This is a genomic window from Sorangium sp. So ce128 (assembly GCF_051525245.1).
Classification (GTDB): domain Bacteria; phylum Myxococcota_A; class Polyangia; order Polyangiales; family Polyangiaceae; genus Sorangium; species Sorangium cellulosum_B.
Genome location: NZ_CP150313.1, coordinates 4,119,563 through 4,140,567 on the forward strand (window position 1 = coordinate 4,119,563; position 21,005 = coordinate 4,140,567).

At 75.1% G+C, this 21,005-nt stretch carries 12 protein-coding genes; 4 read left to right on the plus strand and 8 right to left on the minus strand.

Annotated elements, in window-relative coordinates:
• Window positions 1–55: 55 nt before the first annotated feature.
• The 4 genes from WME82_RS15870 to WME82_RS15885 all read right to left on the minus strand — a co-directional run bounded on the left by WME82_RS15870 (window position 56) and on the right by WME82_RS15885 (window position 4,963).
• Window positions 56–598 (minus strand): nucleotidyltransferase, encoded by a 543-nt coding sequence (locus WME82_RS15870; protein ID WP_438043520.1) that lies wholly within the window; start codon window positions 596–598, stop codon window positions 56–58.
• Between the two features lie 13 nt (window positions 599–611).
• Complete coding sequence (locus WME82_RS15875) at window positions 612–878, minus strand: hypothetical protein (RefSeq protein ID WP_438043521.1); 267 nt, start codon at window positions 876–878, stop codon at window positions 612–614.
• A gap of 137 nt (window positions 879–1,015) precedes the next feature.
• Window positions 1,016–3,112, minus strand: a complete 2,097-nt coding sequence (locus WME82_RS15880; RefSeq protein WP_438043522.1) for a thrombospondin type 3 repeat-containing protein — start codon at window positions 3,110–3,112, stop codon at window positions 1,016–1,018.
• Window positions 3,113–3,208: 96 nt separating this feature from the next.
• Complete coding sequence (locus WME82_RS15885) at window positions 3,209–4,963, minus strand: OmpA family protein (protein WP_438043523.1); 1,755 nt, start codon at window positions 4,961–4,963, stop codon at window positions 3,209–3,211.
• Between the two features lie 175 nt (window positions 4,964–5,138).
• On the opposite strand from WME82_RS15885, the gene WME82_RS15890 reads away from it, so the two are divergent.
• From WME82_RS15890 to lon, 4 genes are all read left to right on the plus strand, one after another.
• Complete coding sequence (locus WME82_RS15890; RefSeq protein WP_438043524.1) at window positions 5,139–6,134, plus strand: PEGA domain-containing protein; 996 nt, start codon at window positions 5,139–5,141, stop codon at window positions 6,132–6,134.
• Window positions 6,135–6,139: 5 nt separating this feature from the next.
• On the plus strand, window positions 6,140–8,104 hold the full coding sequence (locus WME82_RS15895; protein ID WP_438043525.1) for a hypothetical protein: 1,965 nt from the start codon (window positions 6,140–6,142) through the stop codon (window positions 8,102–8,104).
• 76 nt (window positions 8,105–8,180) lie between these two features.
• Entirely contained in the window at window positions 8,181–9,032 is an 852-nt protein-coding gene (locus WME82_RS15900; protein ID WP_438043526.1) for a hypothetical protein, read from the plus strand.
• A gap of 52 nt (window positions 9,033–9,084) precedes the next feature.
• On the plus strand, window positions 9,085–11,499 hold the full coding sequence (gene lon / locus WME82_RS15905; RefSeq protein WP_438043527.1) for an endopeptidase La: 2,415 nt from the start codon (window positions 9,085–9,087) through the stop codon (window positions 11,497–11,499).
• Window positions 11,500–11,565: 66 nt separating this feature from the next.
• Here the strand turns inward: lon and WME82_RS15910 are convergent, their stop codons facing one another.
• The 4 genes from WME82_RS15910 to WME82_RS15925 all read right to left on the minus strand — a co-directional run bounded on the left by WME82_RS15910 (window position 11,566) and on the right by WME82_RS15925 (window position 20,834).
• Window positions 11,566–15,585: a UvrD-helicase domain-containing protein gene (locus tag WME82_RS15910; protein ID WP_438043528.1), complete on the minus strand. Its 4,020-nt coding sequence runs from the start codon at window positions 15,583–15,585 to the stop codon at window positions 11,566–11,568.
• Window positions 15,582–18,722 carry a PD-(D/E)XK nuclease family protein gene (locus WME82_RS15915; protein WP_438043529.1) on the minus strand — a complete coding sequence of 1,047 codons (3,141 nt, stop codon included), beginning with the start codon at window positions 18,720–18,722 and terminating at the stop codon, window positions 15,582–15,584. Before WME82_RS15915 ends, WME82_RS15910 begins: the two co-directional genes overlap by 4 nt.
• A 509-nt stretch (window positions 18,723–19,231) precedes the next feature.
• Window positions 19,232–20,062: an SRPBCC family protein gene (locus WME82_RS15920; protein WP_438043530.1), complete on the minus strand. Its 831-nt coding sequence runs from the start codon at window positions 20,060–20,062 to the stop codon at window positions 19,232–19,234.
• Window positions 20,063–20,258: 196 nt separating this feature from the next.
• A complete protein-coding gene (locus tag WME82_RS15925) occupies window positions 20,259–20,834 on the minus strand; it encodes a bactofilin family protein (RefSeq protein ID WP_437872191.1) in 576 nt (191 codons plus the stop codon).
• Window positions 20,835–21,005: the final 171 nt, after the last annotated feature.

Here is a 21,005-nt window from a genome sequence, read left to right on the forward strand (position 1 = left end):
CGCATATCGCATGCCGCAGGCCGCGCGCCGGGATCGAGCGCGGGCCGCCCTGGGGTCACTTCGCGCGAGCACGCGTCGCGCGTGGTCGACGGATCAGGCGCTCGAAACGACGGATCAGCTGGTCGTCGCCGAGCGCGACCTCGAGCTCGCCGAGCAGCTCGCGGACGCGTTCGAGGTCGAGGCGGAGCTGCTCGAGCAGCACCCCGCGCACGTCCTCCAGGTCCTTGGGCCTGCCGGCCAGGACCTTGGTGACGATCAGGTCTTCCGGGCTGATCATCGGCACACGCACGCCCCCGACGTCGACGAGCCTCCGGCGCGCGAGGAACTCCAGGTGCAGGCTGGAGCCCGCGAGCACGACGTCGACGGGCATGGCGGTCGAGCGATGCACCAGCGGCAGCAGGCGAGCGTCGCGCAGGAAGTCCTCGCCGAGGGCGACCCGGAGGTCGAATCCGGCACGCGAGAGCTCGTCGACGAGCGCGAGCGTGCCCAGCTGCTCGATGGCGACGGTGACGTCGACGTCCGCGGTCATGCGGGGTCTCCCGTAGGCCACCGCTGCTTGGGCGCCGAAGACATACCAGTCAAGGCGCCGCCTGCGCATCGCTGCGGCGAAGTCAGCGAGCAACGCGACGGCGGCGGGGCGGGAGGCGATCGAGCGCCTCGAGGACGCGGAGGTGCGTGGCGAGGTCTTCTTCGCGCTCTCCGTCGCTCGGCCACGCTGGCCTTTGCGCGAGGACTTGCTTGCGGAGCTCATCGGCGATCCGGACTCCAGCGGCGGGGCCGTGCTGCTTCTTCCAGTCGCGCCAGTAGAGCTCCTTGTCGCGCTGGGCTGCCGCCCAGTCCTGGCGAGCGAACCGGCGAAGCTCGTCAAGGTCTCGCACCGCGCTCACCGTACCACGGCAGGCAGCGCGCGCGGTACCCACGGGGCCGGCAACGAGGGCCGCAGGCACGCGTGGATCGGCGCATCGCGCGGTGTGCGCTGGCGCCGATCACGTGACGGACGGCCCGTCAGCGCGCGTCACCCGCGCCGCCGCCGCCACCGCGCGAGGAGCGCCGCGGCGGCGAGCCACGCCGCTGCCGAGCCCGCCGCCCCGTCGGCGCCCGCCGCGAGCCCGCAGCCGTTGCCGTGCGCCCGGGGGTCGCCGCGCAGCGGCCTGGGGGTGGCGCCCTCGCCGCCCGAGCCGTCTTCGCCGCCGTGGCCTCCGACGCCGCCCGCACCGGGGTCGCCGCCGCCCGAGCCCGGGTCGCCGCCGCCCGAGCCCGGGTCGCCGCCGCCCGCACCGTCTTTGCCGCCCGCGCCGCCGCCTCCGCTGCCGGCGTCATCGGGCACGCAGCCGCCAGCCACGCAGGTGCCGCCGGGGCAGCGGGCGCCCTCGTTGGGGAAGAGCGCGCACTCGCCGTGCCTCGGGTGGCACTGCGCGGAGGTGCAGGCGTCCCCGGAAGGCGCGCACACGACCGGATCGGCGCCCTTGCAGACGCCGCCGTCGCAGGCGTCGGTCCGGGTGCAGGGGTCGCCGTCGTCGCAGGGCGTGCCGTCGGGCTTCGCCGGCGCGCTGCAGTCGCACGCGTCACCGACGTCGTCGCCGTTCGCGTCCTCCTGCCCTTCGTTCGAGAGGAACGGGCAGTTGTCGCCGGCGTCGGGCGCGCCGTCGCCGTCGTCGTCGTCGTCGCACCGGTCGCCGTAGCCGTCGTCGTCGCCGTCGCTCTGGCTCGGGTTCGCCGTGAGCGGGCAGTTGTCGCCGTCGTCGGGCGCGCCGTCGCCGTCGTCGTCGCCGTCGCACGCGTCGCCCTCGCCGTCGCGGTCGAGATCGGACTGGTCGGGGTTCGGGATGGAGAGGCAGTTGTCCACGCCGTCCCCCACGCCGTCGTCGTCCCTGTCCAGCGCGTTCAGGTCGCACGCGTCGCCCCGGCCGTCCGTGTCGGCGTCGGCCTGATCGGGGTTGGGGACGAGCGGGCAGTTGTCGGCCTCGTCGCCCAGGCGGTCGTTGTCGTCGTCGTCGTCGCACGCGTCGCCGCTGTCGTCCGGCGGCGACTCGTCCTTGTTGTTCTCCTGCGCCGCGTTGGGCGTCGACGGGCAGTTGTCGACGTCGTCGGGCACGCCGTCGCCGTCGTCGTCGGGATCGCAGGCGTCGCCCGCGCCGTCGCCCTCGAGGTCCGACTGATCGGCGTTCGGCGTGAGCGGGCAGTCGTCGTCGCCGTCGAGGACGCCGTCGCCGTCGTCGTCGGGATCGCAGACGTCGCCCGCGCCGTCGCTGTCGGCGTCGGCCTGAGCCGGGTTCGGCGCGGACGGGCAGTTGTCGTCGAGGTCCTTCACGCCGTCGTCGTCGCCGTCGCCGTCCACGTCCCAGTTGACGACGAAGGCCCGCTCGGCCACCGACATCCCGGCGAGCGCCGGCGCCGGGAGCGCGTCGAGGCGGGCCGCACCCGCGTGGGAATCGGCCCGGCTCGCGCGCTGGCCGCCGAAGTGCATGACGACCCGCGTCTCTCCGGGCGGCAGCTGCAGGGTGAACTCGATGACGGGCCCCTGCGTCTCCGCGCAGTCGAAGGTGGCCATCCCGACGCTCCCCGGGGCGATCACCGCGGAAGGCCCGTAGAAATTGAAAAAGAGGCTCGGATCCCCCGCCATGTCGACGGCGTCGTCGGTGGCGAGCCATCGATCCGCCGGCGTGAACTCCAGATCGCCGGTGTGCGACTGCGTGATGGTGGTGGCGCGGTCGGATCCGACGTTCGTCTCGATCCGCACGACCGTTGCCCGCTCTCCGGCGGTGGGGTTGTGGAGGATCTCCAGGAAGCGCGCCCAGCCCTCGTCGGTCGGCACGTACACCTTCCGGGTGACCTCGAGATCGCCGACGAGCGCCGGCCCGTGGACGAACTGCCGCCCGTCCATCTCCTCCACCCGGGCCGAGGCAGGAAAGGCGACCCCGTCCACCCGAAGCAGCATGCCGCTGTCGAAGGCGTCATCGGTCCCGTCGCTGATCACCCCCTCCGTCCCGACGTCCCACCGGAAGTTGAGACCATCGACGAGCGCCTGAACGGGCCCTGTGACAGCGCACTGCGCCGCCGCGCTCCGCGGCGCCGCCGCGAGGGCCAGCGCGGCGCCGACTGCTGTGGCCATGACGGTTCGCTTCATCATCACTCTCTTGCTCCCCGGGCCGCGCCTGACGGCCTGACCGCGGACCGCGCTCGTCAGCGCTCCGACGTCGCCCGCCGGCTACCTCTTCTCCAGGACGAGGAGCTGCACGCGCCGGTTCTTCTCCCGCCCGGCCGCGCTCCTGTCGTCCGAGATCGGCTGGCTCGCCCCGTATCCCTTCGCGACCAGCCGCTCGGCCGCGATGCCCTTCCCGACGAGCCACCGGCGCACGGCCTCCGCGCGAGCGGTCGAGAGCGTCTCGTTGAACCTGGCGTTGCCGGCGCCGTCCGTGTGCGCGGAGACCTCGATCTTCACCCACTCCGGGTGCTGCTCGATGACGTCGCGCACCTCGGCGAGCACCGCCTCGCTCTTCGGATCGATCGGCGCCGGGTCATTCTTCAGCACGCGGAACACGACGGGCTCCAGCAGCACGATCTGCTCGCCCTGCACCCGCACCCGCGTCGGGCAGCCGCTCGCGGGCGCGTCGCCGCTCGCCGGGCCCTTCTCGCGCGGGCACGCGTCGGCGTCGTCGGGCAGGCCGTCGCCGTCCCGGTCCGTGGGCTGGCGAGGACCAGGGGGGCAGCCAGGGCGCGTCGCGCCGCCCGCTGCGTCGCCCTTCTCCGCGGGGCACGCGTCGAGCGCGTCGGGCAATCCGTCGCCGTCCTGGTCCGCGGGGCAGCCGCGCCGCGACGGATCGCCGCCCCCGGAGCCCGCGGCCGCCCGGGGGCAGAGGTCGTCCGGATCGGCGACGCCGTCCTCGTCCTCGTCCTCGACGGGGCAGCCGTTCCTCTTCGCGTCGGCGCTGGCCGGGCCGTGCGCGTACGGGCACGCGTCCCGCGCGCCGGGGATGCCGTCCACGTCCGGATCCGCGTTCGCGCCGGCCTCCGCCGCCGCGCCGGCGGGCGGCGGCGCCGGGGGAGCCCACGCCACCGTCCCCATCGCGCGGAACGACGGCGTGCCGATGGCGTCGCCGATGCCCGGACCGGCGGCCGCCCCGACGACGAGGCCAGCGAGGGGGCGGAGCCGAGCGCCGAGCAGGAGCTCGGCGCTCGTCGTCCTCTCCACCTCGACCCGCTCGCGCGCGGTCAGCGACAGGGAGCCGCCCTGGAGCATCGTCTCGGCGTACACCTCCGGGCCGAGCTGCAGCCGCTCGTCCCAGAGGAGCACGCCCGCGCCGCCGCCATAAGCGAGCGTCGAGGGGCTCTCGGAGCTCCGCATCACCGCGCCGGCCGCGACGCTCCACACGACGCGCGCGATGCGCCCGCCGAGCAGGAGCTGCGGCGTGACGCGGACCGCGCCCTCGCCGACGTAGGCGTCCGAGCTGCCCGTGGGCAGGTGCAGGGACGCGCTCGTGCCGAGCTGGAAGGGGTCGCCGTCGTCGCCGAGCAGCCGGACGCGCACGCCGAGGCGCAGATCCCCGAGCTCCGGGGAAGACGGCGCCTCGGGGGCGCCCGCGCCGGCCGCCGCCGCGGCGCCGTCGCCGCTCTGGGCGAGCGCGAGCGGCAGCGACGCCGAGACGAGCAGCCGATCCCACAGCGAGAGGGAGCCGCCGACGTGGAGGAGCGACTGGCTGCCGACGATCGCCCGCTCCGGCGATGTGCCGCCTCCGAGCGTGAGCGGATCCTCCGCGTGGTCGAACAGGGCGAGCCCGCGCGGGACCAGGTGCCCTCCGATGAACGGCGACGGCACACCGAAGAGCGGATCACCCGCGGGTGTCGGCTCGAACCGGCTGAGCGCGACGGCGCCAGGCCCCTCCGCGCGCGCGGAGGACGGGCCGAGGGCGATGCCGATCAGCGCGCCCGCGAGCGCCGCGCCCACCGTGATGAAGCCTCTCATGGGCGCCGGATGGTATCCCCGCCACCGCAAGCGGAGCAAAGGCGATTTGTCCGAGACGTTTCCAACAGTTGCTCGTGCGGCGCGTGCATCGGATAGCATCGCGGTAATCCGAGGTGGAGAGTCGGAGAGTCGGAGCGCGGCCATCGCGGCGTGCCTCCGCCAGCAAGGAGCATCGATGCGAGGGAAGCACCTGGGCCATTGGGGGCGCGCCATCGCGGCCGCGCTCGGCGTGTGGCTCGCGGCGGGCGTCGCCGCGGCCCAGCCAGCGCCCGCCGTGCCCGCCGCGACGCCGCCCGCGGAGACGCCGCTCGCGGAGTCGCTGACCGGGATGGCCAGGGCGGAGCACGGGGCGGGCGCGGCGCTGTTCGACGACGGCGACTACGCGGGCGCGCTCGCGCGGTACGAGCGCGCCTACGAGCTGTCGCGCGATCACCGGCTGCTCTGGAAGGTCGCGCTCTGCCAGAAGAACCTGCGGCGCTACGCGACGATGCTCGCGACGCTGCGCCGGATCGAGGCCGAGGCGGGCGCCGCGCTGTCGGCGCGCGACAGGCAGGACATCGCCGATCTGCTCAAGGCCGCCGGGATCTTCGTGTCCCTCCTCGATGTCAGGGCGAGCGAGCCGGGGGCCACGGTGTTCGTGGACGACGAGCCGGTCGGGACGACGCCGCTCGCCGCGCCGGTGCCGATCGACATCGGCGAGCGCCGCATCCGCGTGTCGAAGCCGGGCTTCGTCGATTTCGTCCGGCAGGTGAAGGTCGTGGGCGGCGACAGCGTCGCGCTCGTGGCGCGGCTCGACCGGGCGGTGAACCGGGGGCGGCTCGCCATCGCGGCGGGGCAGGACGATCTCATCGCGATCGACGGCAAGGTGGTGGGCAAGGGCCGCTGGGAGGGCTCGGTGCAGAGCGGGACCCACGCGCTGCGGGTGACGGCGCCGGGGATGACGCCGCACGAGGCGCAGATCCTGGTCCGCGACGACGAGCGCCGCCGGATCGACGTGTCGCTGGAGCGCGCCGCGCAGCGGGGCGGCGCGAGCAAGTGGCTCTGGATCGGCGGCGGCGCGGCGATCTTCGCGGGCGCGCTCGTCGCCGGCTCGCTGCTCTTCGAGCCGGGGACGCCGGCGGAGCAGGGCAGCCTGGGCACGGTCCCGCTCGGCTTCGGAGGGAGACGTTGATGCGGATGAAACGGACGAAGCGGACGAAGCGGACGGGACCGATGTCGGCGGTGTTGCTCTCGCTCGCGGCGGCGGCGGGTTCGGCCTGCGGCGGGGAGAAGGGGCAGCTCATGGTCGTCTTCCAGACGGACATGTCGCTGCCGAAGGACATCGATACGGTCCGGATCGAGGCGACGCTCGACGGGTCCGTCGTCTACGACGAGACGTTCGAGCGGCTCGGGAGCGAGGGGTCGATCCTCCTGCCGGCGACGCTGGGCTTCCTCACGCCCGACGACCCGTCGCAGGCGCTCCGGGTGCGCGTCATCGCGAGCCGCGGCGGGAAGGACGGGGTGCGCCTGCTCCGCGAGGTGCTGACGACCGTGCCCGAGGGGCGCACGGCGACGCTGCACATGCCCATCCAGTTCCTGTGCGACGGCTCGGCCGAGGTCGAGCGCGACGAGCAGGGCAACGCGCTGCGCGACGCGGAGGGCAACGTGCTCGTCAAGAACAGCTGCCCCGAGGGCCAGAGCTGCGTCGCGGGCTCGTGCGTGCCGCGCGAGGTCGACTCGCGCGAGCTGCCCGATTACGAGGCGGTGGCCGTGTTCGGCGGCGGGGCAGGCGACGGCGACGGGCTCTGCTTCGACACTCTCCAGTGCTTCGCCGCCGCCACGTCGGCGCCGGTCGATCTCGAGGCGTTCGCCGCGGACGGCACCGTTTGCCGGGCCGCCGCGCCGAGCGGCGACGTGAACGTCGCGCTGCTCACGCAGGGCGGCGGGATCTGCGGCGAGAGCGCGTGTTTCGTGCCGCTCGACGCGGAGAGCGACGCGGGCTTCCGGGTGGAGGAGGGCAACGTGCTCCGGCTGCCGGTCGAGGTGTGCCGGCGGGCGCAGAGCGGCAAGCTCGCGGGGCTCGCGATCGCGGCGGCGGGCGAGGGGCAGTGCCGCAGGAAGGGCACGGATCTGCCGACGTGCGGCCCGTGGTCGGCGCTGCTGGGCGGCGAGTCCACGGAGCCCGACGCGTCGGCGCCCGTCCCCGTGGCGGTGGCGCAGGTCCACCCGGTGTCGCTGCAGGTGGCGGCGGGCGGCGTGACGTGGATCGCGGGCGCCACGTTCGACGGCGAGGGGATGGCCCAAGAGGACGGGGCGCTGAAGACGGCGCCCGTGGACGGCGGCGAGCCGCTGATCCTCGGCGCGACGCAGGCCTCGCCGCGGGATCTCGCGATCGACGAGGTGCGGCAGGTGGCCTTCTGGACGAACGCGGAGGACGGCACGCTGAGGGTGGTCCCGCTCGCGGGCGGCGAGCCGCGCGTGCTGCTCGCGGATCTGGAGCAGCCCGAGGGGCTCGCGCTCTCGGGCGGCGCGCTCGCGTGGACCGAGCTCTGGGGAGGCGGCGTGTTCCGGGCGCAGCTGAGCGGCAGCGGCGCGGAGGTCGCGCTCGGCGCGCCGGAGGAGCTGACGCCGCCCGGCACGGCGTTCTCGTCGCCCTACCGCGTGGCCAGCGCGGGGGACACCGTGTGCTGGACGTACCAGGGCACGCTGGGCAGGACCGACGGGGCGGTGGCGTGCCGCGTGGGAGAGGCCTCGGTGACGATCGCCGCGGAGCAGCTCACCCCGCGGGAGATCGCGCTCGACGTGGACGGGGAGGGGAACGCGGCGGCGGTCTACTGGGCGAGCTTCGAGGGCGGCAGCGTCTTCCGGGCGGATCTGAGCGGGGCGGAGGCCGGCGCGCCCGAGGAGATCGTGTCGGATCAGGGCCAGCTGAACGGCCTCGCGGTGGACGAGGGGCACGTGTACTGGACGCGGCGCGACGCGGGGACGGTCGTGCGCATGCCGAAGGGGGGCGGGGAGCAGGAGGTGCTGGCCTCGGGGCAGGCGCGGCCGGGCGACATCGCGGTGGACGAGGCGACCGTCTACTGGATCAACGAGGGATCGCCGGACGGCAGCGACGGCGCGCCGGTGAAGGACGGGGCGGTGCTGAAGCGCGCGAAGTGACGGGGACGGCGGCGAGCGCAGGGGGCGGCGGCGCGCCGCCTGCGCGCTCGCCGCCGCGTGTGCTATGGCGCGATCCGTGAAACGCACGGCGCTTCTCCTGTTCGCCCTCGCGCTCCCCGCGTGCGGATCGAGCTACGCACAGCAGGGCCCGAGCGACACGCTCCGGGCCTACGCGCAGGCGCTCCAGGAGGGGCGCGTCGACGCGGCCTACCGGCTGCTCTCGGACGAGGCCAAGCGGTCGATGTCGCTCGAGGCCTTCCGGCGCGCGGTGCGGGACAACCCGGACGACGCGCTCGAGATCGCCCGCGCCATCGCGCGGCCCGCGGCCGATCCGGTGGTGACCGCGACGGTCACCATGCCGAACGGCGAGGAGCTCCTGCTCGTCTTCGAGGGGGGCCGCTGGCGGCTCGACGCGGCGGCGGTCGATCTCTACGGTCAGGCGACGCCCCGGCAGGCGCTGGTGGGGTTCCTGCGGGCCTTCGAGCGGAGGCGCTACGACGTGATCATGCGCTACGTTCCCGACGCCGAGAGGGAAGGCCTCGTCGAGCCCGCGGGCGCCGCGCCCGATGAGGCAGGCGCGCCCGGCGAGGCGGGCGCTTCGCGCGCCGGCGGCGAGGGCCCGGCGCAGCCCGCCGGACCTGGAGCCGCGCCGGGGACCGCGGGAGCTGACGCGGCGCAGAAGCCTGGCGGTCGGCCCGGGACGGTCAGGGCCGCGGCCGCCGCGGCGCAGCTGACGCCCGAGAAGCTGAAGAGCGCCTGGGAGGGGCCGCAGAAGGAGCAGATCAACCGGGTCGTCCAGGCGATCAAGGCGGCGCTGCCGACCGCGACCATCGAGGAGACCGGGGACAGCGCGTCCATGGCCTATGGCGCCGGCGGCACGGTCGCTTTCACGCGCGAGCACGGGGTCTGGAAGATCAAGGACTTCTAGCGGCGCGCCCGCGTCATGGCTTCGAGAAGAGCGCTGTACTAGGGTTGTCTGCATGCCGACCGGCGATCCTTCTTCGCGAACGCCCCCCTCGCCCGACGCGGATAGCGTCCCGATCCTCCCGCTGCGCAACTCGGTGCTGTTCCCGATGTCGGTCGTGCCGATCAACGTCGGCCGGCCGCGGAGCGTGCGCCTCGTCGAGGATCTCCTCGGCCGCGAGCGCGCGCTGGTCGGCGTGATCAGCCAGAGGTCGCCCGACGTGGACGAGCCGACGTTCAAGGAGCTCTACTCCGTCGGCACCGTCGCGCGCGTCGTGAAGGTCATCCGGCTCGGCCCGAACAACTACTCGGTCGTGCTGAACGGGCTCGGCCGCTTCCGGGTGAAGTCGGCGTTCTCGCTGGAGCCGTACATGCGCGCGCGGATCGAGCGCATCCCGGAGTCGCTCGTGCGCGACGTGGAGCTCGAGGCGCTCGGCGCGGGCCTGCGCGAGGCGACGCGCGAGGTGCTCGGCCTGATGCCGAACCTGCCGCGCGACACGGCGGGCATCCTCGACAACGTGCGCGAGCCGGGCGCGCTCGCCGATCTGATCGCCTCGAACTTCCCGCAGGCGCAGGCCTCGGTCGGCGACAAGCAGGAGATCCTCGAGGCGTTCGACGTGAAGGCGCGCGTCCGCCTCGTGCTCGCGATGGTCGGCCGCCAGCTCGAGGTGCTGCGGGTCAAGAAGGAGATCTCCTCCATGGTGCAGGAGGAGATGGGCAAGTCGCAGCGCGAGTACATCCTCCGGCAGCAGATGAAGTCGATCAAGGAGGAGCTCGGCGAGGGCGGCGACGACGACGAGATCGAGGAGCTCCGCGAGCGCATCCGGCGCGCCAAGGTGCCGGCGGAGGTCGACAAGGTGGTCCGCAAGCAGCTCAGCCGGCTGCGCTCGATGGCGCAGCAGTCGGCCGAGTTCAACGTGACCAAGACGTACCTCGAGTGGATCGCGGATCTGCCGTGGTCCAAGACGACGGTGGACAAGCTGAGCGTCGAGAGCGTTCGGCGCTGCCTCGACGAGGATCACCTCGGGCTGGAGAAGGTGAAGAAGCGGATCGTCGAGTACTCGGCGATCCGGCAGCTTCGCACCGACAAGAAGGGGCCGATCCTGCTCTTCATCGGGCCGCCCGGCGTCGGCAAGACGTCGCTCGGCAAGTCGATCGCGCGCAGCATGGGGCGCCGCTACGAGCGGATCGCGCTCGGGGGCGTGCGCGACGAGGCGGAGATCCGGGGGCACCGGCGCACGTACGTGGGCGCGCTGCCCGGGCGCATCCTGCAGGCGCTGAAGAAGGCAGGGACCAAGAACCCGGTGCTCGTGCTCGACGAGGTCGACAAGATGGGCGTCGACCTGCGGGGCGATCCGGCGGCGGCGCTCCTCGAGGTGCTCGATCCGGAGCAGAACTCGACGTTCCAGGACCACTACCTCGACCTGCCGTTCGATCTGTCGCAGGTGATGTTCCTCGCGACGGCGAACAACTGGGACGGGATCCCGGGGCCGCTCGTCGACCGCATGGAGGTCATCGAGGTGCCCGGCTACACGCGGACGGACAAGCTGGGGATCGCGCGGGAGTTCCTGGTGCCGAAGCAGCTGTCGGCGCACGGGCTCACGGACGAGCGCCTGGAGTTCACGGAGCCGGGCATCGAGGCGGTCGTCGACCACTACACGCGCGAGGCGGGCGTGCGCGGCCTGGAGCGGCAGATCGCGGCGGTGTGCCGCGCGACGGCGGTGAAGGTCGCCGAGGGCCACGACGTGCGCGAGGTGGCGACGCCCGAGCACGTGGAGCAGGTGCTCGGCCCGCACAAGCACCGCCCCGAGATCGCCGAGCGGACGCTCCAGCCGGGGGTCGCGACCGGCCTCGCGTGGACGCCGGCGGGCGGCGAGATCCTCTTCATCGAGGCGACGAAGATGCCGGGCAAGGGCAACGTGGTGCTCACCGGCAACATGCGGAACGTGATGCAGGAGTCGGCGAGCACGGCGGTGAGCTTCGTGCGCAGCAAGGCCGATCGGCTGCACCTCGATCCGGAGTGGCTCAAGGAGATCGATCTGCACGTGCACATCCCGCAGCACGGCACGCCGAAGGACGGGCCGAGCGCGGGCGTGACGATGTTCGCCGCGGTGGCGTCGCTGCTGCTCGGGGCGCCGGTGCGCAGCGACGTCGCGATGACGGGGGAGATCTCGCTGCGCGGGCGGGTGATGCCGGTCGGCGGCGTCAAGGAGAAGCTGCTCGCGGCCCACCGCGCCGGGATCCGGCACGTGCTCATCCCGGTGAAGAACCGGCGCGACCTCGAGGACGTGCCGCAGGACGTCAAGGAGCAGATCAAGATCACGATGGTGTCGTCGATGGAGGAGATCCTGCCGCTGGTGCTGGAGCCGCCGCGGCGCGCTCCGGCGCAGAACGCGTCGCAGGAGGAGCTCGAGGAGCAGGCGGGGGCGTAGCGGGAGGGCGCTCCACGAGCGCCGTCCCGCCTTCGTTCGATTTCGAGCGCGTTCCGGGGGCCGCGGCTAGCCGTGGCAGGCGCGCACGAAGCCGCAGCGCAGCTTGCGGCACGCCTCGACCGGGACGCCGTCGAAGCGATCCTCGGCCCTCGCCTCGGCGAAGCGCTCGGCTAGCCGGGCGAGCTCGCGCTCGAACCGCGCGTGGTCGTCGTCGATGAGGGTCCCCATGGGGCCCGAGGCCGCGAGCCACACGGGCTCGACCTCGGCGCCGACGAAGAGCACGCCTGCGCGGACGGGGCGGTCGGGGTGGCGCCTCCTGAGCGCGAGCGCACACGCGCGCAGGCGGAGCTCGTACGGCGAGAGATCTGCCCGGGGGCGCGCGCGCTTGTACTCGACGACGTCGATGAGGCCGCCCGGGTGCAGGACGGCGAGATCGATGGCGAGCGAGAGCGCGAGCCTCGCGCCGCGCCGCCGTCCGGCGCGCTGGGGCTCGACGTCGAGCACGAGCGCCTCCTCCCGGAGGAGCGACGCCTCCTCGCCGCGCACCTGCCGCGCGTAGGGGCCGTCCAGGAAGCGCGCGACGCGCTCCGCGGTGCGCAGCACGTCGGGGCCGTGCGGCGGGAACCCCTCGAAGGCGAGGCGGGCGACGACCTCCTCGGCCTCGGTCGGCTCACCCCAGCGCGCGCGCGGCCAGCGCTGGAGCACCCGGTGCACGGCGCGGCCAGGAGGGCGAGGGTCCGCGCCGTCCTCGAGCTCGACGCGCTCCTCGCCCGGGAGCTCGGGCGGGCCCTCGACGTCGAACAGGCCGAGCTGGCCCTCGCCGGCAGGCTCGCCGATCCCGAGGAGGTGGCGCAGCCGGAAGCGGCGCGGGCACGCCTGGAACGCCGCGAGGGACGCCGCCGCGACCAGCACGGTCTGCGCGCGGGCAGGCCCCGTGGCCGGCGGCGCCCGGGGGGCCGGCGCGGCGCGCGCGTACGCGTCGGTGCCAGGCGCGGGCGCCTTCGCCCCGGCGAGCAGCGAGCTGGCGTCGAGCGTCGCGCGGAGGGTGCCGGCGAGCGTGGAGGCCTCGATGCCGAGGTCACCCGCGGTGATGCGGGGCTCGGCGTCGACAGCGGCCGCGGCCCGGGGCTCGGCGTCGACCGCCGCCTTCAGCGTGAGCCACGCCGAGCCGCTCCGCGGCTTCGCCTCGGCGCCGACGAGCACGAGCTCGCGGCGGGCGCGCGTGATCGCGACATACGTGAGCCGCTGCCGCTCGGCGCGCTCCCGAGCCCGCACCTCGGCGCGCGCCGCCTGGAGCGCGGGCGTGCTGACGGGCAACGACGGCCCGCGCGCCGACGCCTCGGCGTCGTGGAGCGAGCCGGTCCGCGACCGCCCGTCGATGACCCGCGCGTAGTGGCGCACGAGCAGGGCGGCAGGCCGGTCCCCGGCGGCGGGGACGTAGCTCAGGCCAGGCTGAGCCGCGCGGGGCTCCGCGTTGAGATCCAGGAGCACGACGGCCGGGAAATCGAGCCCCTTGCTGGCGTGGATCGTCGTGAGCCGCACGGCGTCGTCCTCGGGCGAGAAGACAGCGGCCTCGGGCTCGTCCGCCTCGTCGCGGATGCGGCGGTCGAGCCAGCGGACGAAGCTCGCGAGCGAGCCGCCCCGGCGGCGGGCGATGGAGACCAGGCGATCGACGTTGCCGAGGCGGGCCTGGGCGCGAGGGAGCGCCGCGAGGACGCGGTCGAGATCGAAGGCGGTGACCGCGGCGCGGATCGCCTCGCCAGGCGTCGAGCGGAGCGCCGCGCGGCGCAGGCCGGCATAGCGGGCGCGGAACGCCTCGAGCCGCTCGCGATCCCCCGCGGGGAGGCGCGAGAGGACGGGGAGCGGGCGCCCGTCGTCGAGCTCGGCGTCGTCCGGGGAGGGCGACCAGACCCCCTGCGCCAGCGCGGCGGCGGGCCAGCGGCCGAGCAACGGGACCGCGAGGCCGCGGCCAGGAGGCGCGAGGAGCGCGAGCGACGTGTCGGAGAGCGCGACCACCGGGCCGCGGAGGACGGTCGCCAGGGCCAGGCGATCGCGCGGATCGAGCAGGAGGCGGAGGATCGCGGCCAGATCGCGGACCTCGGCCGCGTCGAAGAGCGCGCGGCCGGCCACCACGTACGGGATCTCGAGGCGCGCGAGCGCCAGCTCGACGAGCGGGATCGTGCTCCTCCGACGGGTGAGCACGGCGACGTCGCGGAAGCGCAGATCGCCGGTCGCGGCGCCGTCGCCGCCAGCGCCGCGGACGCGCCGCGCGATGTAGGCGGCCGCGATCAGCGCCTCGCGCAGCTGCCCGCGCGCGTCCCGGACGAGGGCGTCGACCCCGTCCGGAGCGCCGCCGCCGTCGCTGACGAGCACGACGTCCGTCGGGCCCTCCGCGGCCCTGCCCGGCGCCGCGACGAGGTGCTCGGCCGCGCTGTAGGCGATCTCGAACTCGCGCGGCCAGGCCGCGGGCGCGCCCGCGTCGCCGTCGCCCGCGCCGCGATCCTGGGCGAAATCGCGCGCGGAGAAGGCGTTGATGAACGCGAGCAGCTCGGGCGTCGACCGGCGGCTCTCGCGGAGCGCGACGAAATCGGCGCTCGGGTTCGGCGACCAGAGCGCGGCCGCGAGCTCGAGCGCGCGGCCCGCGGCGGCGCCGGCGAGCTCCGCGCAGACGCGGCAGAAGATGGAGACGTCGGCCCCGCGGAACCCGTAGATGGATTGCTTGCGATCACCGACGAGGAACAGGCCATGACCGGACAGGCTGGCCGCCGTCGGGGCCACGCCGGCCGGGCGCGAGAGGGCGGCGTCGTCCCGCTCGCGCAGGAGGTACACGAGATCGCGCTGCACCGCGCTCGTGTCCTGGAACTCGTCGACGAGCAGCACGTCGACCGAGCCGCGGACCGCCGCGCCGATCGCCGGATCGTCCCGCAGGCCGTCGCGGGCGGCGCGCAGGAGATCCCCGAACCCGAGGCCGCCCTCGGTGCGGCGGATCGCCGAGAGCCGCTCGCGGATCTCCTCCAGCAGCTCGACGATCCGCGCCTCGCGGCGCGACAGCGCCGGGGCCTCGCGGAGGAAGCCGAGCAGCTGCTGCGCCTTGTCGCGGTGGGTCTCGCCCGGCAGCGCCTCGCGGAAGGCGATGAGCGCCTCGTCGGCCGGCGTGGACTTGCTCTTGTGCGGCTTGCGCTGCGTGAGGAGCTCGATGAGCGGGGTGCTCGCTGCGCTCGCGGGGAAGGGCGCGCCGCCGTCCTCGCGGCCGAGCGCCGCCACGAGCGCCGCCGCCGGCGCGCGGAAGGCGGCGCTGCCGAGCGCGGCGCTCTCGGCGGCGAGGCGGCGGAGCTCCCGCGCGAGCGCGCCGGCCTCGGCGGCGTGGTCGGACACGGCGAGCCGGCGCGGCGCGAGGCCGTCCTCGTCGAGGCGGTCGAGCAGCCGCGTGACCTCGCTCCGCGCGGCCTCGACGCCGCCCGTCGCGGCGATGAGCGCGCGCGCGGCCTCGGCGCGCTCGCCCCCCTCGGCGAGCGCGCGGCTCAGCGCCTCGTCGACCGCGAGGTCGCTGAGCGCCTGCGCCTCCTCCTCGTCGAGGATCCGGGCCGAGGGCGAGAGCCCCATCGCGATCGCGTGCCGGTCCACGATCTGCTTGGCGACGCCGTGGAGCGTGTCGATGCGCGCGGCGGGGAGGCGGGCGAGCGCCTCCTCCGCGCGCTTGCGCAGCTCGGCGACGGGCAGCGACGCGCCGGGGAGGCCGGCGATGGCCGCCTGCCGCGCCCGGAGGATGTCGGCGAAGGGGATGTCCGCCTCGCCGTTCCAGCGGGCGATCTCGCGGAGCGAGCGCTCGACGCGGTGGGCGATCTCCCGCGCCGCGGCGCGCGAGAACGTCGTCGCGACGATGCGGTCCGGCGGCACAGGCGGCGCGGCGGACGCTGCGTCGGGCAGGCCGAGGGAGGTGAGGCCGAGCGTGAGCAGCACGTAGAGCGCCGTGAGGCGGTGGGTCTTGCCGGTGCCGGCGCTCGCGGCGACCACGACGTTGCGGCGAAAGGCGTAGATGAGCGCGTCGCCCTCGGCGAGCTCGGCGCCGCGCGGGGCGTCGCTCACGCGACCTCCTCCGCGGCCTCGTCGCTCGGCACGACCGCGGGGCGGCGGCACACGTCGCGCGCGTCGCACCGCGCGCACATCGTCGAGAGCGTCGGCCGCGGCGCGGCCTTGCCCTCCCAGAGCGCGACGACCGCGGCCCGCGCCGTGCGCGCGGCCTCGGCCCAGCCCTCGGCGAGCGCGCGCTGGTCCTCGGCCGTGCGCGGCCACAGCTCGATCAGCCCGCGCTGGCGCACGCCGATGTAGACGGCCCGCACCTCCTCCGCGCCCAGCGCGCGCGCCGCGATGGCGCTGTACAGCGGCAGCTGGAGCGCCCGCCGCCGCTCCTTGGCGTCAGGGAGCTTGCCGGTCTTGTAGTCGACGACCCGCACGACGCGCTGGTCGGTCGATCGATCGAGCCTGTCGATCTGGCCGTCGACCCACAGGCTCGGGCCGCCCTCCTCGTCGGACAGCGGGGGGAGCTCGAGCGGCTGCCAGGGGGGCGGCTCTCCGGCGCCGAAGCGCCGCTCGGCCAGGAAGAAGCGGAGCTCCGGCGACGCGTCCTCCCCGTCTCCGTCGAGCGTGCGGGCCACGACCTCCATCACGTCCGCGATCGCCTTCTCGACCGCCTCGCGGCGGAGCGGGGCCATGGGCGCCGAGGCCCCGAGCGCCGCCTCGGCCGCGGCGCGCGCCGCCGCGAGCTGCTCGGCCGGATCGCGCTCCGGGCCGAGCTCGCGCAGCGCCTCGAACGAGGCCTGCAGGGCGCGGTGGATCAGCGTGCCGCGCTCGCGCGCGTCGGCCGACTCGGCGAGATCCTCGGCGCGGCGCACGTGCAGGACGCGGCGGGCGAACGCCGCGAAGGCGCAGCCCACGGCGCGCTCGATGTGGGTGACGGCGATCGGCCTGCCGGGGTGCGCCCCGCCGATCGCGGCCCTGAGCTGCGCGGCGAGCGCGGGATCGCGGTCGACGAGGACGCGGCCCGTGTGGAGGTCGATCGGCGCGCGCGGATCGAGGAAGAAGTCCGCGCGGGCGCGCTCGATCCGGATCCGCTCCGCGAGGTCCGCCGCCGGCCTCCCGCCGCCCGCGAGGGCGATGAGCTCCGCGTCGCGCGGGCCGAGGGGCGCCGCGTCCGGGGCGACGCGCGAGGCGGGCTCCGTCCGCTGGTGCGCGCCGGCCGCCGCGGCCGCGATGAAGAGCGGGTGCGGCTCGTTCGGCTCGCTGTCGTCCCCGCGCGTGAAGCAGAGGGCGACGCGCCGGGCGCCGGCGAGCGCCCAGCCGAGCTCCGCGCGCTCGGCCGCCTGGCGCTCGCGCCCCGTCGCGGGGCGGCTCGGCGCCGGCAGCCTCCCGCGGAGCGCCTCGCCGAGCAGCGTCTCGTCCGCGCCCGGGCTGCCGCCGTAGGCGCGCGCGTCGAGCCCGGTCACCACCACCACGTCGTGCTCGAGCGCCGTGAACCCCGCGGCGACGTCGATGCGCACCGCGCCGGCGCGGCCGGCGTCGCCGCGCGGCCCGGCGCCCTGCTCGGCCGCGGCCCGCTCGAGCTCCGCGTAGATCTCGGCCGCGGTGGCGGGGCGCTCCTCGCAGCCGAGGTCGTACGCGGCCCGCGCGAGCGCCTCGGCCTGCTCGCGGATCGCGCGCGCGGCCCGCGCGCCCTGGCCCATCGCGCCCATCGCCTCGAGCGCGAGCGCGCCGCCGCTCCGCCGCTCGCCGCGCAGCGCGGCGCGGAGCTCCTCGATCCCGGGCTCGCCGAAGCCCAGCTTGTCGAGGAGCGACAGGAAGCGCCGCACGATCTCGGGCCGCGTCGTCGCCTCGCCGATCCAGCGGGCGCTGGCGAGCAGCCGCTCCAGCGCGTGCGGCATCCACGCCTCGTCGTCGCCGTCCTCGTCGCCGTGCGCGCCGCCTAGCACCGAAAGGCCCAGGGCGAGCTCCGCGTCGCTCAGCGCCTCTTGCGCGGTCGCCGGCGGCGTCCGCGCCGTCCCTGCGCGGCGGTCCGCGCGGCGGGCCGCCACGACCGAGATGAGGCCGTCGATGAGCAGCCGGCCCGTGCGATCCACCTCGACCGGCACGTCGCGCAGCCGGTGGGCGAGGTCGGTCGAGCGCCGCTCCGCCTCGGCGGCGGACGTGCGGTCCATCCAGGCGCCGGCGTGGACCCCGGGGGCGCGGAGGATCTCGATCGCCTGCTCGCGGCGCACCGGCCCGACGGCGAGGCGCAGGATGGCGAGCGCGACGCGCCCGTCGGGGCAGCTCGCGGCGGCGCGGCCGCGCGGCTCCGACGAGCGGACGCCCGCGTCGGCGAGGGCGGCGCGGAGGGGCTCGAGCGCGGCGTCGTCGAGCGCCGGCACGATGAGGGCGATCCGCTCGGGCGGGATTCCGCGGCCGAGCGCGGCGGCCACCTCGGCGGCGGCGGCGCGCGCCTCGCCCTCCGGGGTCCTCGCCGCGATGGCGGCGAGCGGCTCCGCTCCGCCGTCGGGCACCCACGCGATCTCCGGCGCGTCCTCGAGCGAGGCCCAGCGCCGCTCCAGGGCGTCGGCGACCGGCGCCGCGCCGTCGTCCGGCAGCGCGGGCAGCTCGACGGTGACGCCCGCGCCGCCGCGGGCGCGGACCGCGGCGTGGAGCGCCTCGACCCAGGCGAGATCGTCGGGCTCCCAGGCCACGGCGCCGCGGATCGCGACCTTGCGCGGGAGCGGGAGCGCGGCGGACCCGCCGGCCGAGCGGAGCGCCCGCGCGAGCAGGAACCCCGCGCAGCGCGGGTCGACGAGGCGCGCTGCCCGCAGGGCGGCGTCCGCCCGATCGAGGACCTCGGCGATGGCGATCGCGTACGGGGTCCCGAGCGCCCGCAGCTCCGCCGGGGAGGTCCCTGCGCGCCGGAAGCTCCCGAGGGCGCGGTCGAGGGCGTGCGCTAGCGCGACGCGCGCGGCAGGCTCGGCCGGCTGCCGCAGCCGATCCGGCGGCAGGGCGTCGAGGGCGAGCCGGGTGGCGAGGCGGGTGGTGTGAGGGCTCGCTATGGCGGCGTCCGGCGCCAGCAGGGCGAGCGCCTCGGAGACGAAGCTCCACCGTGAGCGGATTTCCTGGTTCGCGGTGCGCGCGTCGCGCAGATCGAGAGAGGCGAGCTCGCGTTCAACGTGCCGCTCGGTCGGGACAATGAGGAGCGATGTTCTGCTCACCACCGCGAGACGGCCGAGCGCCGCTCCCGGGAAGCGCAGGCGCCCGCCACGGCAGGAGGCTGAGAGGGCGCCGGCGCATCTGAATGCACGTCCAGCAAGGGGTACCTCACGGCAGACGCTTTACTTCATGCATCCGTCCCCTCGCAACCTCCGCCGGGGGCGCGCCTTGTTGAAAAAGTCTCGCGGAATGTGGGAATTCTTGTGGGGAAATCGGAATGCGTGTTGAAAAACCTGTTGGAAACCCTGGACGATCTGGGCCGTAGCCTCCGTAGATCTGCGGAATTGCACCCAGCGAGCGCGCGCCGGAGCACGCCCGGGGCGCTCCGGGGTTTTCAACAGGCTCAGCGGTGGGCGGCGGCGATCGGAGGCGACCGGGCGTCACGACGGGGGCGTGAGCCGCCTCGGTAGACCGAGCGGGGAAGGGTGGACGGAAGGAGAGAAGGGGAGGAGGGGTGGCTGGGCGCTCTGTCGCGAGGCGCCCTGTCGGTTGCGTCGGTTGCGGGGGAGAGCTAGCGGCGCGCCACGTCCTTGTCGCGGCGGACGCTTGTGTCGTCGGCCGGCGGCAGATCGGCCACGCTCGCTGGCAGCAGGGCGGGGGCCGCCGTCACGCTGCTCTGGTCGTCGCCTCGCGCGGCGGGAGCGACGCCAGCGGACGCGGCGGCGGACGTGCTCGCTGCGGCGCCCGGCGGAACGTCGGTGGTGGCGGCGGTGGTCGCCCCAGCGCCGGGGGGCGCCTCGGACTGTGCGCGATTCCGTACAGCGGTCACCGCCTTGTCGGCCGCCTTGACGAGCTGTGTCGTCACGACCGAGGGCGGGAAAGGGAGCTTCGGGGCGACGAAGAGCTCGAGCTTCAGGATCGTGTGATGCTCGTCGACGGCGCGGAGCCGCCAGCGGGCGCGGAAGTCGGCGACGTTGCCGCGCTTGTGGCGGCCGGAGATCACCTCGTCGGCGCCGTCCTTGGTGGGCGGCGACATGTCGGCGACCGTCCAGATGTGCGCGGCGCCGTTCAGGATCGGCACCTGGAGATAGACCTCGCTCGTGCCCTTGCGCTTCGTGAGCACGCGGCTCTGGTCGAAGGGGCCGATGAACGTCTTGTAGTTGCCGTAGGAGGTGACGATCTTCCGGACCGTCGGCAGGGGCGCTTTCACGAGGATCGCCGCGCCCCCGGTGTCGATCGCGGCGACGGGCCCGGTGGTCTTCAGCGTGTACCGGAGCGCCTTCCCGAGCGACGCGAGCTTCTCCGACTCGGCGTCGGCGGCGCGGGCTGCGCGCGGCGAGAGGGAGAGGGCGAGGACGGCGAGCGAGAAGGCGATCAAGGACAGGGACCACAGTTTCTTCATGGACTCTCCTGTTCGAGCGACGTCCGTCAGCGCGGGCTCCCCCCCACGTCGCGGACATGCGCCTCGGGCGGCGAGACCGCAGCCCCTCGCTAGATGTAACTCCGTCAGCACGCGGCCGCACGCCTGCGCACTACAGAAAACATGCTTTCTTCGGGCGAGGTCGGAATTCAGCGGTCGGCGTCGGCGCGCTTGACGCTCACCGCGCGCGTTGCGCGCTGTCGTCGGTCGTGGGCGTCGTGGGCGCGGCGCTCGCGGCCTGGCCGGCAGCGTCGGCGTCGGGTTCGGACGATGCCGTGGGCGGCCGCAGGGGCCGCTCGCCTGGCTCCTCGTCGAGCGGGGCCATCTTGCAGGAGCCGTCGAACTGCACGCCACGGTCGATGAAGATGGCGGGCGCGTGCAGGGCGCCGGTCACCTTGGATGGAGCGTAGAGCTCGATGGCATCGCGGGCGCGGATGCTCGCCTGGACCTCGCCGCCCGTGACGATGCACGTCACGACGTGGATCTCCCCGATCACGAGCGCCCCTTCGCCGATCACGAGCACGTCCTCGCCGCGGATCTCGCCGCGGAAGCTGCCGTCGATGCGCACGCGGCCCTCGAAGAAGAGCTTGCCTTCGAAGTGCGTACCGCGGCCTAGGAGGGCGTTGATCTCGGTGGGCCGGTGGCCCCCGCCGTCGTCGCCGCGGGGGCTTCCTGGGGATCGCGGCGAGAGGGGCGAATCCCTGTCGCCCGGGAAGGACATCGGCTCCATCGCCCGCTGGCTTACTTCAGGCATCGTCACATTCGCAACGGGGGTGCGCGTCAGCCCCGTAACGGGCGCGCGGTGGCGGTCATTGTTATTCAATGATTACCAATGCTTGGGCGATGTTTGCGGCAGGGTACGTTTTCTGCACAGGGGGCGGACCGAGCAGGTGCCCCGGCGGGCTGACCGCCGGGGGGGCGCGCG

What these genes read in the sequence shown, in the direction of transcription:
- WME82_RS15870 (WP_438043520.1), bottom strand. Translation starts at nt 598, where the DNA reads ATGCGCAGGCGGCGCCTTGACTGGTATGTCTTCGGCGCCCAAGCAGCG.
- WME82_RS15880 (WP_438043522.1), bottom strand. Translation starts at nt 3,112, where the DNA reads ATGGCCACAGCAGTCGGCGCCGCGCTGGCCCTCGCGGCGGCGCCGCGG.
- WME82_RS15885 (WP_438043523.1), bottom strand. Translation starts at nt 4,963, where the DNA reads ATGAGAGGCTTCATCACGGTGGGCGCGGCGCTCGCGGGCGCGCTGATC.
- WME82_RS15890 (WP_438043524.1), top strand. Translation starts at nt 5,139, where the DNA reads ATGCGAGGGAAGCACCTGGGCCATTGGGGGCGCGCCATCGCGGCCGCG.
- WME82_RS15895 (WP_438043525.1), top strand. Translation starts at nt 6,140, where the DNA reads ATGAAACGGACGAAGCGGACGAAGCGGACGGGACCGATGTCGGCGGTG.
- lon (WP_438043527.1), top strand. Translation starts at nt 9,085, where the DNA reads ATGCCGACCGGCGATCCTTCTTCGCGAACGCCCCCCTCGCCCGACGCG.
- WME82_RS15920 (WP_438043530.1), bottom strand. Translation starts at nt 20,062, where the DNA reads ATGAAGAAACTGTGGTCCCTGTCCTTGATCGCCTTCTCGCTCGCCGTC.
- WME82_RS15925 (WP_437872191.1), bottom strand. Translation starts at nt 20,834, where the DNA reads ATGCCTGAAGTAAGCCAGCGGGCGATGGAGCCGATGTCCTTCCCGGGC.